The sequence below is a fragment of the Belnapia sp. genome (genome assembly GCF_059504005.1).
In genome coordinates this window covers 154,015-166,655 of the sequence record NZ_JCACHU010000016.1, presented here as the reverse complement: position 1 = coordinate 166,655, position 12,641 = coordinate 154,015, and the positions used below count along the sequence as shown (strand labels likewise).

The window sequence follows — 12,641 nt, the reverse complement described above, 5'->3', positions numbered from 1 at the left end:
CTCAGCCCTCCATCGCCCAGGGCATGGCCGGGTGCGCCGCCGGCACCGCGACGCCCTGCGCCCGGTACTCGTGCAGCTTGTTGCGCAGCGTGCGGATGGAGATGCCGAGGATCTCCGCCGCCCGCGTCCGGTTGCCGAGGCTATGGGTCAGCGTCTCGAGGATGAGGTCCCGCTCCACCTCCTCCACCTTCCGCCCGACGAGGCCGCCCACGCCCTTCGCCGCCGGCGCCGCCGCGCCCGGCTTCGCCTCCACCGCCGCCGGGGGTGCTGCGGCCGGCAGAGGCGTCAGCTCCACCGCCTCCGGCCCGATCGCCGGGCCCTGCGCCAGCAGCACGGCGCGATGCAGCGTGTTCTCGAGCTCCCGCACGTTGCCGGGCCAGGGATGCGAGAGCAGGAGCGCCTCCGCCGCCGGCGCCAGCGCGCGCACCGGCAGCCCGTTCGCCTCGGCGAAGCGCCGGGCGAAATGCGCGGCGAGCGCCAGGATGTCGAGCGGCCGCTCGCGCAGCGGCGGGATGTGCAGCCCGAGCACGTTGAGCCGGAAGTAGAGATCCGCCCGGAACCGCCCCGCCTGCACCTCCGCCGCGAGGTCGCGGTTGGTCGCCGCCAGCAGCCGCACATCGACCTTGACGGGCGCCCCACCGCCGAGCCGGTCCACCTCCCGCTCCTGGATCACGCGGAGGATCTTCGCCTGCAGCCGCGGGTCCATCTCGCCGATCTCATCCAGCAGCAGCGTCCCGCCATCTGCCTGCTCGAACTTCCCACGCCGCGCCGCGACCGCGCCGCTGAAGGCGCCCTTCTCATGGCCGAAGAGCTCGCTCTCCAGCAGCGCCTCCGGCAGGGCCGCGCAGTTCAGCGCGACGAAGGGCCCCTGCGCCCGCCGGCTGCTGCGGTGGATGTGCCGCGCCAGCACCTCCTTCCCCGTGCCGCTCTCGCCGGTGATGAGGATGCTCGCCTGCGCGACGGCCAGCTGCGCGGCCCGGCCCAGCAGCGCCGCCATGGCCGGGTCACGATGCACCGGCGCCTCCGCCTCGCCCGCCGCGGCGGCGAGCATGGCGGCGATCAGCTCCGCATCGGGCGGCAGCGGCAGGAACTCCTTCGCGCCGGCGCGGATGGCGCGCACGGCCGCGGCCGCATCCGCGTTCCGCCCGCAGGCGATCACCGGGCAGGCGATGCGCTCGGCCGCCAGCTGCTCCACCAGCCAGCCGATGTCATGCGTCACCTCGCAGAGGATGAGGTCGGCGCCCTCCGCCCGCAGCCGGTCGAGGCCGGAGGAGACGCCCTCCGCCTGCGCCAGCTTCGCGCCCTTCGCGGTCGCCATGCGCGCCGCCAGGCCCAGCTCCGCCGTCAGCGCGCCGATGATGAGGAGCCGTGCCATGCTCAGATCCCCCGGTCGCCCTTGACGATCTCGGTCATGGTCACGCCGAGCCGGTTGTCCTCCACCATCACCACCTCGCCGCGCGCGACGAGCCGGTTGTTGACATAGATGTCCACCGCCTCGCCGAGCTTGCGGTCCAGCTCCACCACCGCGCCGCGGCCAAGCTTCAGCAGCTGCGAGACCTGCATGGTCGCGCGGCCGAGCACGGCGCTCACCTGCACCGGGATGTCATAGACCGCCTCCAGGTCCCGGCCGCTGCCGGCGGGGCGAGGCATGGCGGCCTCCATCGGGTTCATCGCCTCGAAACCGGCGGGATCCGCCATGCTCACTTCTCCTCCGTCATGGGTGAAAGCCCGAAGCCCCGCAGCAGCTCGGCGATGGCCGCCTGCTGCGCCTCGGGCGAATAGTCCGCCCCGCCGCCCCGCCAGCTGGCCCGCACCGCGCCGGGCGCCAGCGCCGCGTCCTCGGCGATGCGCAGCCGCGGATCGCCGATCCGTGCCGCCGCCGCCTCGCCGAGGCCCGGCGCGACATGCAGGGCGATGGCGACCCCGTCCTGCAGCAAGGGCGCCAGCCGCCCGGCGAGCCAGGCCGCACTCTCCGGCGCCAGCCGCTCCGCCGCCGCCGGCAGCGCCGCGCCGAGCGCCGCGACCAGCACCTCCGCCAGCTCCGCCGCGGCTTCGCCCACGGCCTCCGCCATGCTCGCCCCCGCCTCCCCCAGCCGCAGGGCGATCGCCTCGAGCGCCGCCGCCTCCCGCGCCGCCTCCAGCATCGCCTCCCGCGCTGCCGCCTCGGCCGCCGCCTCCGCCGCGGCAATGGCGGCAAGGTCGGGTGCCGGCGTCGGCTCCGGCGGCGGCGGTGGCGGCGCGTCGAGGTCCTGCACCTCGAAGCGCGCGCTCGCCTGCGGCCGCGCCAGCACCAGCACCGGCTCGAACCCGCCGGTCACGGCAGCATCTCCTCATCCCGCCCGTCCTGCAGGGTGATGGTTCCCTGCGCCGCCATGTCCTTGGCGCAGGCGACGATCGCCGCCTGCGCCTCGTCGACATCGCGCAGCTGCACCGGCCCCAGGGCGGAGATGTCGTCCCGCAGCAGCTTCGCCGCCCGCTCCGTCAGGTTGCGCATGAAGAGGTCGCGCAGGGTCTCGGAGGCGCCCTTCAGCGCCAGGGCCAGCTTGTCCTTCTCCACCCTCCGCAGCAGCGCCTGCAGCCCGGCACCGTCGATGCGCTGGAGGTCCTCGAAGGTGAACATCAGGCCGCGGATGCGCTCGGCGCTGTCGCGGTTGCGCTCCTCGAGGGCGCCGAGGATGCGCGCCTCCGCCTGGCGGTCGAGGTTGTTGAAGATGTCGGCCATCAGCTCATGCGCGTCGCGCCGTGCGGCGCGGGCGAGATTCGACATGAACTCCATCTTGAGGGTGCGCTCGACGCCCTCCAGCGCCTCCTTCTGCACGGTCTCCATGCGCAGCATCCGCATGACGACCTCCATGGCGAAGCCCTCGGGCAGCAGGGAGAGGACGCGGGCCGCGTGGTCCGCCTTGATCTTGGTCAGCACCACGGCGACGGTCTGCGGATATTCGTTCTTCAGGTAGTTGGCGAGCACGCTCTCGCTGACATTGCCGAGCTTGTCCCACATGGTCTGGCCGGCGGGGCCGCGGATCTCCTCCATGATCTGCGCCACGCGGTCCGGCGGCAGGCTCTTGAGCAGCAGCCGTTCCGTGCTCTCGAAGCTGCCGGTGAGCGAGCCCGCCTGGCCGAGCTGCTCTGCGAAGTCGATGCAAAGCTCCTCGATCGTCGCCGAATGCACCGTGCCGAGCGTCGACATGGCGATCGAGAGGTCGCGGATCTCGTCCTCATGCATGCGGGCGAAGAGCCGCGCCGCATGCTCTTCCCCGAGCGCCAGCATCAGCGCGGCCGCCTTCTGCTGGCGGGTCAGCACCGCTCGCGCCATCAGGCCGGCTCCTCGGGCGTCAGCCAGCGGCGCAGGACGGCGAGGGCCTCGTCCGGATGCTGCTCCACCAGCTCGATCAGGTTGTTGATGGCCGAGGCGCGCACCTTGCCCTCGATCTGCGCCCGGTCGATCATCGCCTCGCCGCCCGGCAGCCGCCCGGCCTCGCCGTCCGCGAGCTGCGCCTCGCCTTCCGCCCCGCCCGCGGCGAGGGCGGGTGCCGGCGGCGCCAGGCTCGCCGCCACCCGCCCGATCACCGGCCGGCCGAGCAGCAGGATGGCGACCAGCGCCACCACGGCGAGCAGCCCGCTCTCGATCAGCCGCGTCGCCAGCGCCGGGGCGATCGGCAGGCCGAGGAAGCCCGGCGGCTCGGCCGGCCCGCCCGCCTCCTCGACGAAGCGCATGGACACGACCTCCACCTTGTCGCCGCGCCACTCGTCGAAGCCGATGGCGCTGCGGACCAGGGCGGCGATGCGCGCCAGCTCCTCCGGCGTCCGCTCCCGCCAGGCGCCGCCCTCGGCGAGGCCGTCCACCAGCACGGCGACGGAGAGGCGCTTCACCACCGGGTGCTCCCGCAGAGTGGAGCGGCTGGAGCGGCCGATCTCGAAATTCGTCGTCTCCTCCTGCCGGCTTTCCGAGCTCGCGCCGCCGCTCGCCTGCGCGTCCTGCCCCGGCAGTTGGTGGCGACCGTGGTCGGCGGCGGCTCCGCCCCGCGATTCTGCTCGGTCACGCTCTGGGTGCTGCGCGGCACTTGGTTGTCCGGGTCGAAGCGCTCCTCCCGCGTCTCCACCCGGTCGAAATCCATCTCCACCGTGGCCTCGGCCCGGACCCGGCCGGGGCCGAGGCTGCGCTCCAGCTCCTCCACCGCCCGGCCGATGCGCATCTCCTGCGCCCGGCGTAGCTCCTCCTGGTTCAGCGCCTGGGCGGCGCCGGCCAGCGCCTGGCCGCCGCGGGCCAGCAGCTCGCCCCGGGTGTCGACGATCGAGACGTGCTGCGGCTTGAGGCCGGGGACCGCCGTCGCCACCAGATGCAGCACGGCCTGCACCCCCTCCCGGTCCAGCCGCTGCGCGCCCTGCATGGCGAGCACCACGCTCGCCTGCGCCTCGCCCCGCTCGCGGGAGAAGGCCTCCCGCCGCGGCAGCACGAGGTGGACGCGCGCCGTCCGCACCCCGGCCAGGCCGCGGATGGTCCGCGCCAGCTCCCCCTCCAGCGCCCGCAGCCGGTTCACGTCCTGCTGGAAGGGGCTGGTGGTCAGGCTCTCGGAGCGGTCGAAGATCTCCCAGCCGACCCCGCCGCCGGAGGGCAGGCCTTCCTTCGCCAGCATGAGACGGAGGCGCGCCACCTGCTCGCTCGGCGCCAGCACCTGCGTGCCGCCGGCGGCCAGGCGATAGGGCACCCGCTGCCGCTCCAGCACGGCGACGACGGCGGCCGCCTCCCGCCCCTCGAACTCGCCGAAGAGCGGGCTCATCGGCACCTCCCGGGCGCGGAGGGCCATGACGGCGAGGAGGGTCAGGATCACGGCGGCGACCGCCCCGAGCGCCAGCAGCCGCCCGCGGCCGAGGCCCCTCAGCCCTTCGATGACCCCGTTCACCGGTCCCGCCCAGCCGCCTGTGGCCGATGCATCGCTCATTCCCCGACCAGCCTTTTGCCGATGGGCAGAATTTGCCGGATGCCGCCTTACCGGCCGGTTAAGATCGCAGCCGGTTCATGCCGGAGGACCGTCATGAAAGCGTCCCCGCCATGTCACGCGGGCAGGCCATGGCGATTTACACGCCCCCTCCCGCTTGGTATCTCCCGCCCGCCCGCCGCAAGGGCACGGGCGGCACACAGACAGGGGTCCGGCCGGGCATGAAGATCGTCGCCTGCAACAGCAACCGCCCGCTCGCCGAGGCGGTGGCCGCCTCGCTCGGCCTGCCGCTCACCAGCGCCTCCATCCGCCGCTTCGCCGACATGGAGGTCTTCGTCGAGATCAACGAGAATGTCCGCGGCGAGGACGTCTTCGTGGTGCAGAGCACCAGCTACCCGGCGAACGACAACCTGATGGAGCTGCTGATCACGCTCGACGCGCTGCGCCGCGCCAGCGCCCGCCGCGTCACCGCCGTGGTCCCCTATTTCGGCTATGCCCGGCAGGACCGGAAGTCGGGCTCCCGCACGCCGATCTCCGCCAAATTGGTCGCCAACGTCATCACCGCCGCCGGCGCCCACCGGGTGCTGACGATGGATCTGCATGCCGCGCAGATCCAGGGCTTCTTCGACATCCCGGTCGACAACCTCTTCTCGGCGCCGCTCTTCTCCCGCGACATCATGGAGCGCTACAAGGGCCGCGACCTGATGGTCGTCTCTCCCGATGTGGGCGGCGTGGTTCGCGCCCGCGCCATGGCGTCGCGCCTCAACACCGACCTCGCCATCATCGACAAGCGCCGCCCCCGCGCCGGCGTCTCCGAGGTGATGAACGTGATCGGCGAGGTCGAGGGGCGGCACTGCATCCTGGTCGACGACATCGTCGATTCGGGCGGCACGCTCTGCAATGCGGCCGAGGCGCTGATCAAGAACGGTGCCTCCGGCGTCTCGGTCTACGTCACCCATGGCGTGTTCTCGGGCGGCGCCGTGGCGCGGGTCGGCGCCTCGCCGATCGAGAACATGACGGTGACGGACAGCATCCTGGCAACCGAGGCGGTGCGCGTCTCCTCCAACATCCGGCAGGTGACCATCGCCCCGCTGCTGGCCGAGGCGATGCGGCGCATCTCGGAGGAGAGCTCGGTCTCCTCCCTCTTCAACTAGGCCCCGGACACGAGCCTCGCTCGTGTGCGGATGCCGTGTCGTTCCATGTTGGCTCGACGCTAAGCCTTGGGCCTATTTAGAAATCGCGGCAGGCCGGACCGGTGAAAGCGCCCGGTCGAGAACCTGCATCCTTGGAAACCGGCTGCCGCGATGAGCGGCGCGTCGCCCTGAGGCCGGGACCTTCTCATCGCGGCTGCGATGAGGCCTGGCGAGATAGGCGTTCCGCCCGACCTGGCGGCGCCGGTCCTTCAGGGCGCAGAAGGCGTGCGAGACGGGCAGGGATATCGCGTACACCACGACTACATACGTCAAAGCCTGCGCCAGGATCGACATCTCGGCCTCCGGTCCGGCTCCTATTTTCGAGGTATCTCATTTCTTGAACAATCCACGAGATCATGATTAAATCGATTTAATCATGCGGCCTCCCGGTCCCGACCGGGGTTGCCGCCAGCCTGGCCTCAGCTCGCCAGTCGCGCCGATGGGCGATGCGGCGAAGCCGCCACGCCGATGCCGCTCGTCGAATCGCGCATCCGGTTCGCAGGCCAGCCTCCGGCACTGCGCCGCGCCTGGTGCTTGCCGGCCCGGACGGAAATGCCTCGTGTCGGCTCAGGCTGGGAGGGGCGCCGCCGCCTCCACCACGCTGGTCCAGCCATGCGGGTCCGGCGCGCGGCCATACTGGATGGCGGTGATGGCGTCGTAGAGCCGCTGGGTCAGCTCGCCCGTCTGCCCGCCGCCGATGACGATCCGCTGGTCCTTGTAGCCGAGCTCGCCCACCGGCGAGACCACCGCCGCGGTGCCCGTGCCCCACATCTCCCGCAGCGAGCCGTCCTGCCCGGCCCGCATCACCTCCTCGATGGAGATGCGGCGCTCGGAGACGCGGAGGCCCCAGTCGCGCATCAGGGTCAGCGCCGAGTTCCGCGTCACCCCATCGAGGATGGTGCCGCCGAGCGGGGGCGTGATCACCTCGTCGCCGATGCGCAGCATGATGTTCATGGTGCCGACCTCGTCGATCCAGCGCCGCTCGATCGCATCCAGCCAGAGCACCTGGGTATAGCCCTGCCGTTCCGCATCGCGCTGCGCCGAGAGCGAGGCGGCGTAGTTCGCCGCCGTCTTCGCCTCGCCGAGGCCGCCCTGCACGGCGCGGACATACTTATCCGTCGCCAGGATGCGCACCGGCTTTACCCCCTCCTTGTAGTAGGAGCCGACCGGCGAGCAGATGATGAAATAGGTATAGCGATGCGCCGGATGCACGCCGAGCATCACCTCCGTCGCCACTACCGTCGGGCGGATGTAGAGCGAGGTGCCCGGGCTGCGCGGCGCCCAATCGTGGTCGGCGGCGACGATCGCCTCGAAGCTCCGGCGGATGAGGCCCGCATCCATCTCCGGGATGCAGAGCGCGGCGCAGGAGCGGTTGAGCCGCTCCGCATGGCGCCCCGCGCGGAACAGCCGCACCTGGCCATCGGCGCCGCGGAAGGCCTTCAGCCCGTCGAACACCGCCTGGCCGTAATGCAGGACGGAGGTGGCCGGGTCCATGGTCAGCGCGCCATAGGGCATCACGCGCGGGCTGTGCCAGCCGCGCCCCTCCTCGTACTCCATCAGGAACATGTGGTCGGTGAAGACCTTGCCGAAGGAGAGCGAGGCATCCGCCGGCCGCGGCTGCGGCGCCCGGGTGCGGGTGACGCTGATGGTGGTCTCAGGGGAGGATGGCATTGGCGCCCGTTTCCGTCGTGACTGGGTCTCGCCTGCCACCATAGCGTAACACCCAGGGCGCCTGAACCCTCCCCGAATCCCCCTTGCCGGCCGCCCGCGCCTCGGCTCATCTGCCCGCGACACGAATGCGGAGGGACCTCCATGAAGCTCTATTACGCGCCCGGCGCCTGCTCCATCGGCATCCATGTCCTCCTCGAGGAGATCGGCAAGCCCTATGAGCCGGTGGCGCTGAACACCAAGGAGGGCGCCCAGTTCAAGCCCGAGTTCACCAGCATCAACCCGAAGTCCAAGGTGCCGACCCTGGTCAGGGACGACGGCTCGGTTCTGACCGAATACCCCGCCATCGCCCTCTGGCTCGCCAGCACCTTCCCCGAGGCGAAGCTGCTGCCGAAGGATGCCGAGGGCCTCGCCAAGGCGCTGGAATACACCGACTACGCGGTGGCGACGCTGCACATGCAGGGCTTCTCCCGCATCTTCCGCCCCTCCAATTTCGCCCCCAACGAGGCGGACCACGAGGCGGTGAAGGCGCGTGGCGCCGAGATCTTCGAGAAGGGCCTCGGCCTCTTCGACAAGGCGCTGGCCGGCAAGGACTACCTGCTCGGCGAGTTCTCCTTCGCCGACAGCGCGCTCTTCTACGTCTCCTTCTGGTGGGCGGCGCGGCTGAACAAGACCCTGCCGCCCAACGTCGCCGCGCATTACGAGCGGATGAAGGCCCGCCCCTCGGTCCAGCGCACCATGGCCGCCGAAGGCTTCGCCTGAGAATGCCAGGGGACACGGCGGGGAGCCTCAACCGCATTCCCTTCTGGTTCCTCCGCCATGGGGAGACGGACTGGAATGCGGAAGGGCGGTCCCAGGGCCGCACCGACATCCCGCTGAACAGCGTCGGCCTGGCCCAGGCCCGGCGCGCGGCGAAGACGCTGGCGGGGATCGGCGGCATCGCCACCATCGTCGCCTCGCCCCTGATCCGCGCCCGGGTCACGGCCGAGATCGCGGCCGAGGCGCTCGACCTGCCGGTCGAGTTCGACGAGGGGCTGCAGGAGGTCAATTTCGGCGAGCAGGAAGGCCAGCCGATGGGCAATTGGTACGACGACTGGATCGCCGGCCACTACACCCCGGCGGAGGGCGAGCGCTTTGCCGAGCTGCTGGCCCGCGCGGTCGCCGCCGTCAACCGGGCGACGGCGCGGCCGGGGCCGGTGCTGGTCGTCGCCCATGGCGCGCTGTTCCGCGCGCTGCGTCTCGCCTTCGGCCATGAGCCGAATGTGCGGACGCCGAACGCGCTGCCCATCCGCTGCGAGCCGCCGGCGGATGGCAGCAATGTCTGGGTCGTCACCCCGGCGGAGCTGGCGCCGGAGTAGGCGCCCGGGCCGGCAGGGGCTGCGGCGCGATCCGCCGCATCCCTTCCGCCCCGGCGGCGTCGGCCGGCTTGCCGATGCAACCGGCATCGGCCGCGCCGTCGCCCTGGCCGACGCGAAAAATCTCCCGGCGGCTCATCACCGGGCCGCTGCCGGCCCGGGCGTCACGACGAAGCGCCGGTAGACGGCGCCCAGCGCGATCAGCGCCAGGCCGAGCCCGAGGAAGCTCAGCACCCGCCACAGCCCTTCGAGCTCGGCCATGTCGATGAAGAAGGCCTTGAGGATGGTCAGCCCGATCACCCCGAGCGCCGCCAGCCGCAGCGCCGCCGCCCCCTGCCGGATGCCGAGCGCCAGCAGCGCCGCCCCGAAGCAGAGCCAGGCGATGCTGTAGGCATAGAGCTCCGACCCGCCGACATCGCCGAGCCAGAGCGGCATCGCCTCCGGATGGAAGCGGTGCCGCACCTCGAGCGTCACCCAGGTGAAGCCCGCCACCAGCGCATAGAGCGCCAGCAACCGCGCCATCCACCGTGGCGCGAGCCCGCGCAGGGCAAGCCCCGCCAGCCCAGCCGGCACCGCATAGGCAAGGGCCAGCTCGTTGAAGACCGGCGTCGGCAGCAGCTCGCCCCAGTTATCGAAGGCCGGGTTGTCCAGCACCAGCCCGGTGCCGAACCCGACGACGCCGAGGAAGAGCAGCCGCCACCCCCAGCCAAGCACCTGCCGCCCGCCGAGCCGCCGGTCCAGCCAGCGGGTGAGGCTCGCCAGCAGCGCCAGCGCGCTGAGCTGCAGCCCCGCCTCGGCGAGGCCCCAGGTCTCGCTCCCGGCCCAGTCCCCGCCCGTCATCGCATGCCGGATCTCGAGCAGCACGAGCACGGTGAGGAAGGCGAGCGCCCCCGCCTCCAGCACCCCGACCAGCAGGTCGTCGCGGCGCCTGCGGAACATCGCCGCCGCCAGCGCGAAGCAGGCCGCCGGCACGCCATAGGCCGGCAGCAGCCCGTTCAGCACCGGCGTCGCCCCGAAGGCGTAGTCGACGACACTCCAATTCAGCAGCAGCCGCACCAGCACCACGCCCGCGACGGCCAGCGCCACCCGGCGCAGCGGGTCGAGCGCGCTCCGCGCCTCCACCCAGGCAAGCGGCGGCAGGAAGAGCGCAACGGCCAAGGTCAGCCACTGGTCGGAGAGCACCATCGCCGCCCCGAGCGCCAGCGCCGCCATCGCCCCCGCCGCATGGGCGCCGGCCCGCTGCACTGCGCCCTCGCGCGCCGCCAGTCCGGCAAGACCGGTCGAGCCCGCCGCCAGGGCGAGCGCCGCCAGCGCCCAGCGCGCGTCGAGCGCGAAGCCCCGCACCCGCGCATAGGCGACCAGCAGCACCAGCACCGGCACCGCCGCCGGCAGCGCCGCCCAGGCGACGGGCCTGACGCCCCGCCGCTCCCGCCAGGCGCCCGTCAGCGCATGCATCGCGCCCAGCGCCAGCGCCGTGCCGAGGAAGGGCAGCAAGGCCTCCGGCGGCCAGGGCCGGATCGGCAGCAGCGCCTGCACCACGCCGTCGATGGTGACCGCCTCCTCCGGCATCAGCCAATCGGGGATGGTCCAGCCGAGCAGCATCAGCAGTCCGGCCAAAGCGGCGAGCAAGGGCAGGGGCATCAGCCGCCCCTCCCGCGCCGCCGCTGCCAGCCCGACCACGGAGAAGAGCAGCACGCCCATGGCCGGCCCGGGGACCGTGGCGCCCGGCACCAGCAGCACCGCCGCCGCGGCCAGCAGCGCGAAGGGCAGGAGCGCGAGCCGCCGCCCGACTGCGCCCTCCAGCACCGCCCCCGGCAGCAGCCCGACATGCAGCGCCGCTGCCGCCGGGGCATACAGGGCAGGGGCCCAGACCGCGCTCGTCCCCTCGCCGATCACCCCGCCGACCAGGACCCAGGCTGCCGAAGCGCCCGCCGCGCACCAGCCGAGCCAGGTCGCGCCGACCTGGCGCAGCACGCCGAGCGCCGCCGCCGTCACCGCCAGCAGATACAGGAAGAGCCCCGGCAGCGACGGATCCTGCGTCTCCACCAGCGCCGGCGTACCATAGGCGCCGGCGATGCCGATCGCCGCCACCACCGGCCCGAAGACCAGGGCGAGCGCGATGCCCCCGAGCGCGACCGCGGCCAGCAGCCCGAAGCCGAGCAGCGGCGGCACCAGCCCGTACATCGGCCCCGCCGCATAGGCCGCGCCGAAGAGGATGGCGAGTCCGCCCGCCGCCAACGCCGCCGGCGCCTGGTCCGGCCAGGGGATGCCCGGCCGCTCCTCCGCCGGCCGCCGCCGCAGCCAGGCCGCGCCGCCGACCAGCGCGAGGCCGAGCAAGCCGGCCAGCACGCAGCGCGGCCCCGGGCCGAGCCAGCCCTCCTCCACCGCCGTCCGCACCAGGAAGACGCCCGCCAGCAGCAGCGCCGCCGAGCCGAGCCAGACGCCCCAGCGGAGCGTCAGCAGCTCCTCGATGCCAGGCCGCGGCGCTGGCGGCGGGGCAGGCTCGGCCGGTGCCGCAGCCATGACCGGCTCCGGCTCCGCCACGGGCTCGGGAGCGGGCTCGGCCTCCGCCACCGGCTGCGGCGCCTCCGCCGGCTGGCTCCAGGGCGAGGGCGGAGGCGGCGCCGGCGCGGCGAGCGGCGCCCCGGTCCTCACCGCCTCCTCCAGCGCCTGCACCCGGCGCTGCAACGCGCTCGCCTTGCGATAGCCAGCGATGCCCAGCGCCCAGCCCAGGAAGAAGCCGAGCACGAGCAGAATCAGGAAGCCTTCCATGCCGGAACGCTCCATGCGCGGACCAAGCAGGTCAAGCCACAGCCTGTTGCGCCCGCGTCCCGGTTTTCACGAAGCCGAAGCGGTGGCACGCTCCGCCATCATGCCCGACCGTGCTGCCCCGCCGCCGATCGCCATTCCCGCCGCCTCGGCCCCGCCGCGCCGCAAGCCCTCCGGCTACCCGGAGCCCTTCTTCAGCCGCATGGCGAAGCGGGAGAAGCGCCCGCTCGGCGACCTCTTCGGCCTCCGCAGTTTCGGCGTGAACCTGACCCGCCTCGCCCCTGGCGGCGAGTCCGCCCTGCTGCACCGCCACAGCCGCCAGGACGAGTTCGTCTACATCCTCGAGGGCGAGCCGACCCTGGTCACCGAGGCGGGCGAGGTGCCGCTCTCCCCCGGCCTCTGCGCCGGCTTCCCGGCCGGCGGCCTCGCCCATCAACTGGTCAACCGCACCGAGCGCGACGTGGTCTATCTCGAGATCGGCGACCGCACCCCCGGCGACGAGGGCACCTATCCGCGCGACGACCTGCGGGCCACCCAGGCCCCCGACGGCAGCTGGCTCTACACCCGCAAGGACGGCACGCCCTACTGACGGCTGCTGTTGCGCCCGCTCCCCCGATCCGCTAAGGCCCCCTCCGTCGCGGGCACCCCTGGAGGCCCGCGCGCTCGGCGTTGGGCGATCGGCCCCGCGCCGGGTCCATATCCTGAGCATACGGAGC

At 72.9% G+C, this 12,641-nt stretch carries 11 protein-coding genes and 1 pseudogene; 4 read left to right on the top strand and 8 right to left on the bottom strand.

Features of this window, described 5'->3' with window-relative positions:
* Position 1 precedes the first annotated feature (1 nt).
* The 5 genes and pseudogenes from AC5JJ1_RS03220 to fliF form a co-directional block, all read right to left on the bottom strand.
* Complete coding sequence (locus tag AC5JJ1_RS03220; protein WP_495783671.1) at positions 2-1,375, bottom strand: sigma-54 interaction domain-containing protein; 1,374 nt, start codon at positions 1,373-1,375, stop codon at positions 2-4.
* Positions 1,376-1,377: 2 nt separating this feature from the next.
* Complete coding sequence (gene fliN, locus AC5JJ1_RS03215) at positions 1,378-1,671, bottom strand: flagellar motor switch protein FliN (protein ID WP_495783698.1); 294 nt, start codon at positions 1,669-1,671, stop codon at positions 1,378-1,380.
* Positions 1,672-1,700: 29 nt separating this feature from the next.
* A complete protein-coding gene (locus AC5JJ1_RS03210; protein WP_495783670.1) occupies positions 1,701-2,318 on the bottom strand; it encodes a FliH/SctL family protein in 618 nt (205 codons plus the stop codon).
* On the bottom strand, positions 2,315-3,316 hold the full coding sequence (gene fliG, locus AC5JJ1_RS03205; RefSeq protein WP_495783669.1) for a flagellar motor switch protein FliG: 1,002 nt from the start codon (positions 3,314-3,316) through the stop codon (positions 2,315-2,317). The genes AC5JJ1_RS03210 and fliG overlap by 4 nt, the downstream gene beginning before the upstream one ends.
* Positions 3,316-4,808, bottom strand: a pseudogene (fliF, locus tag AC5JJ1_RS03200) (flagellar basal-body MS-ring/collar protein FliF). The gene fliG and the pseudogene fliF overlap by 1 nt, the downstream one beginning before the upstream one ends.
* 353 nt (positions 4,809-5,161) lie before the next feature.
* On the opposite strand from fliF, the gene AC5JJ1_RS03195 reads away from it, so the two are divergent.
* Positions 5,162-6,094 carry a ribose-phosphate pyrophosphokinase gene (locus AC5JJ1_RS03195; RefSeq protein ID WP_495783697.1) on the top strand — a complete coding sequence of 311 codons (933 nt, stop codon included), beginning with the start codon at positions 5,162-5,164 and terminating at the stop codon, positions 6,092-6,094.
* Between the two features lie 72 nt (positions 6,095-6,166).
* Here the strand turns inward: AC5JJ1_RS03195 and AC5JJ1_RS03190 are convergent, their stop codons facing one another.
* Complete coding sequence (locus AC5JJ1_RS03190; protein ID WP_495783668.1) at positions 6,167-6,427, bottom strand: hypothetical protein; 261 nt, start codon at positions 6,425-6,427, stop codon at positions 6,167-6,169.
* A gap of 273 nt (positions 6,428-6,700) precedes the next feature.
* Positions 6,701-7,804: a branched-chain amino acid aminotransferase gene (locus tag AC5JJ1_RS03185; protein WP_495783667.1), complete on the bottom strand. Its 1,104-nt coding sequence runs from the start codon at positions 7,802-7,804 to the stop codon at positions 6,701-6,703.
* Positions 7,805-7,945: 141 nt separating this feature from the next.
* Between AC5JJ1_RS03185 and AC5JJ1_RS03180 the strand changes: the two genes are divergently transcribed.
* The gene (locus AC5JJ1_RS03180; protein WP_495783666.1) at positions 7,946-8,563 is read left to right on the top strand and encodes a glutathione S-transferase family protein; all 618 of its coding nucleotides are present in this window, start codon (positions 7,946-7,948) and stop codon (positions 8,561-8,563) included.
* Between the two features lie 2 nt (positions 8,564-8,565).
* On the top strand, positions 8,566-9,159 hold the full coding sequence (locus tag AC5JJ1_RS03175) for a histidine phosphatase family protein (RefSeq protein WP_495783665.1): 594 nt from the start codon (positions 8,566-8,568) through the stop codon (positions 9,157-9,159).
* 135 nt (positions 9,160-9,294) lie between these two features.
* Here AC5JJ1_RS03175 and AC5JJ1_RS03170 read toward each other — a convergent pair whose 3' ends face one another.
* The gene (locus tag AC5JJ1_RS03170; protein WP_495783664.1) at positions 9,295-11,928 is read right to left on the bottom strand and encodes a DUF2339 domain-containing protein; all 2,634 of its coding nucleotides are present in this window, start codon (positions 11,926-11,928) and stop codon (positions 9,295-9,297) included.
* 100 nt (positions 11,929-12,028) lie between these two features.
* Between AC5JJ1_RS03170 and AC5JJ1_RS03165 the strand changes: the two genes are divergently transcribed.
* Positions 12,029-12,514, top strand: a complete 486-nt coding sequence (locus AC5JJ1_RS03165; RefSeq protein ID WP_495783663.1) for a cupin domain-containing protein — start codon at positions 12,029-12,031, stop codon at positions 12,512-12,514.
* Positions 12,515-12,641: the final 127 nt, after the last annotated feature.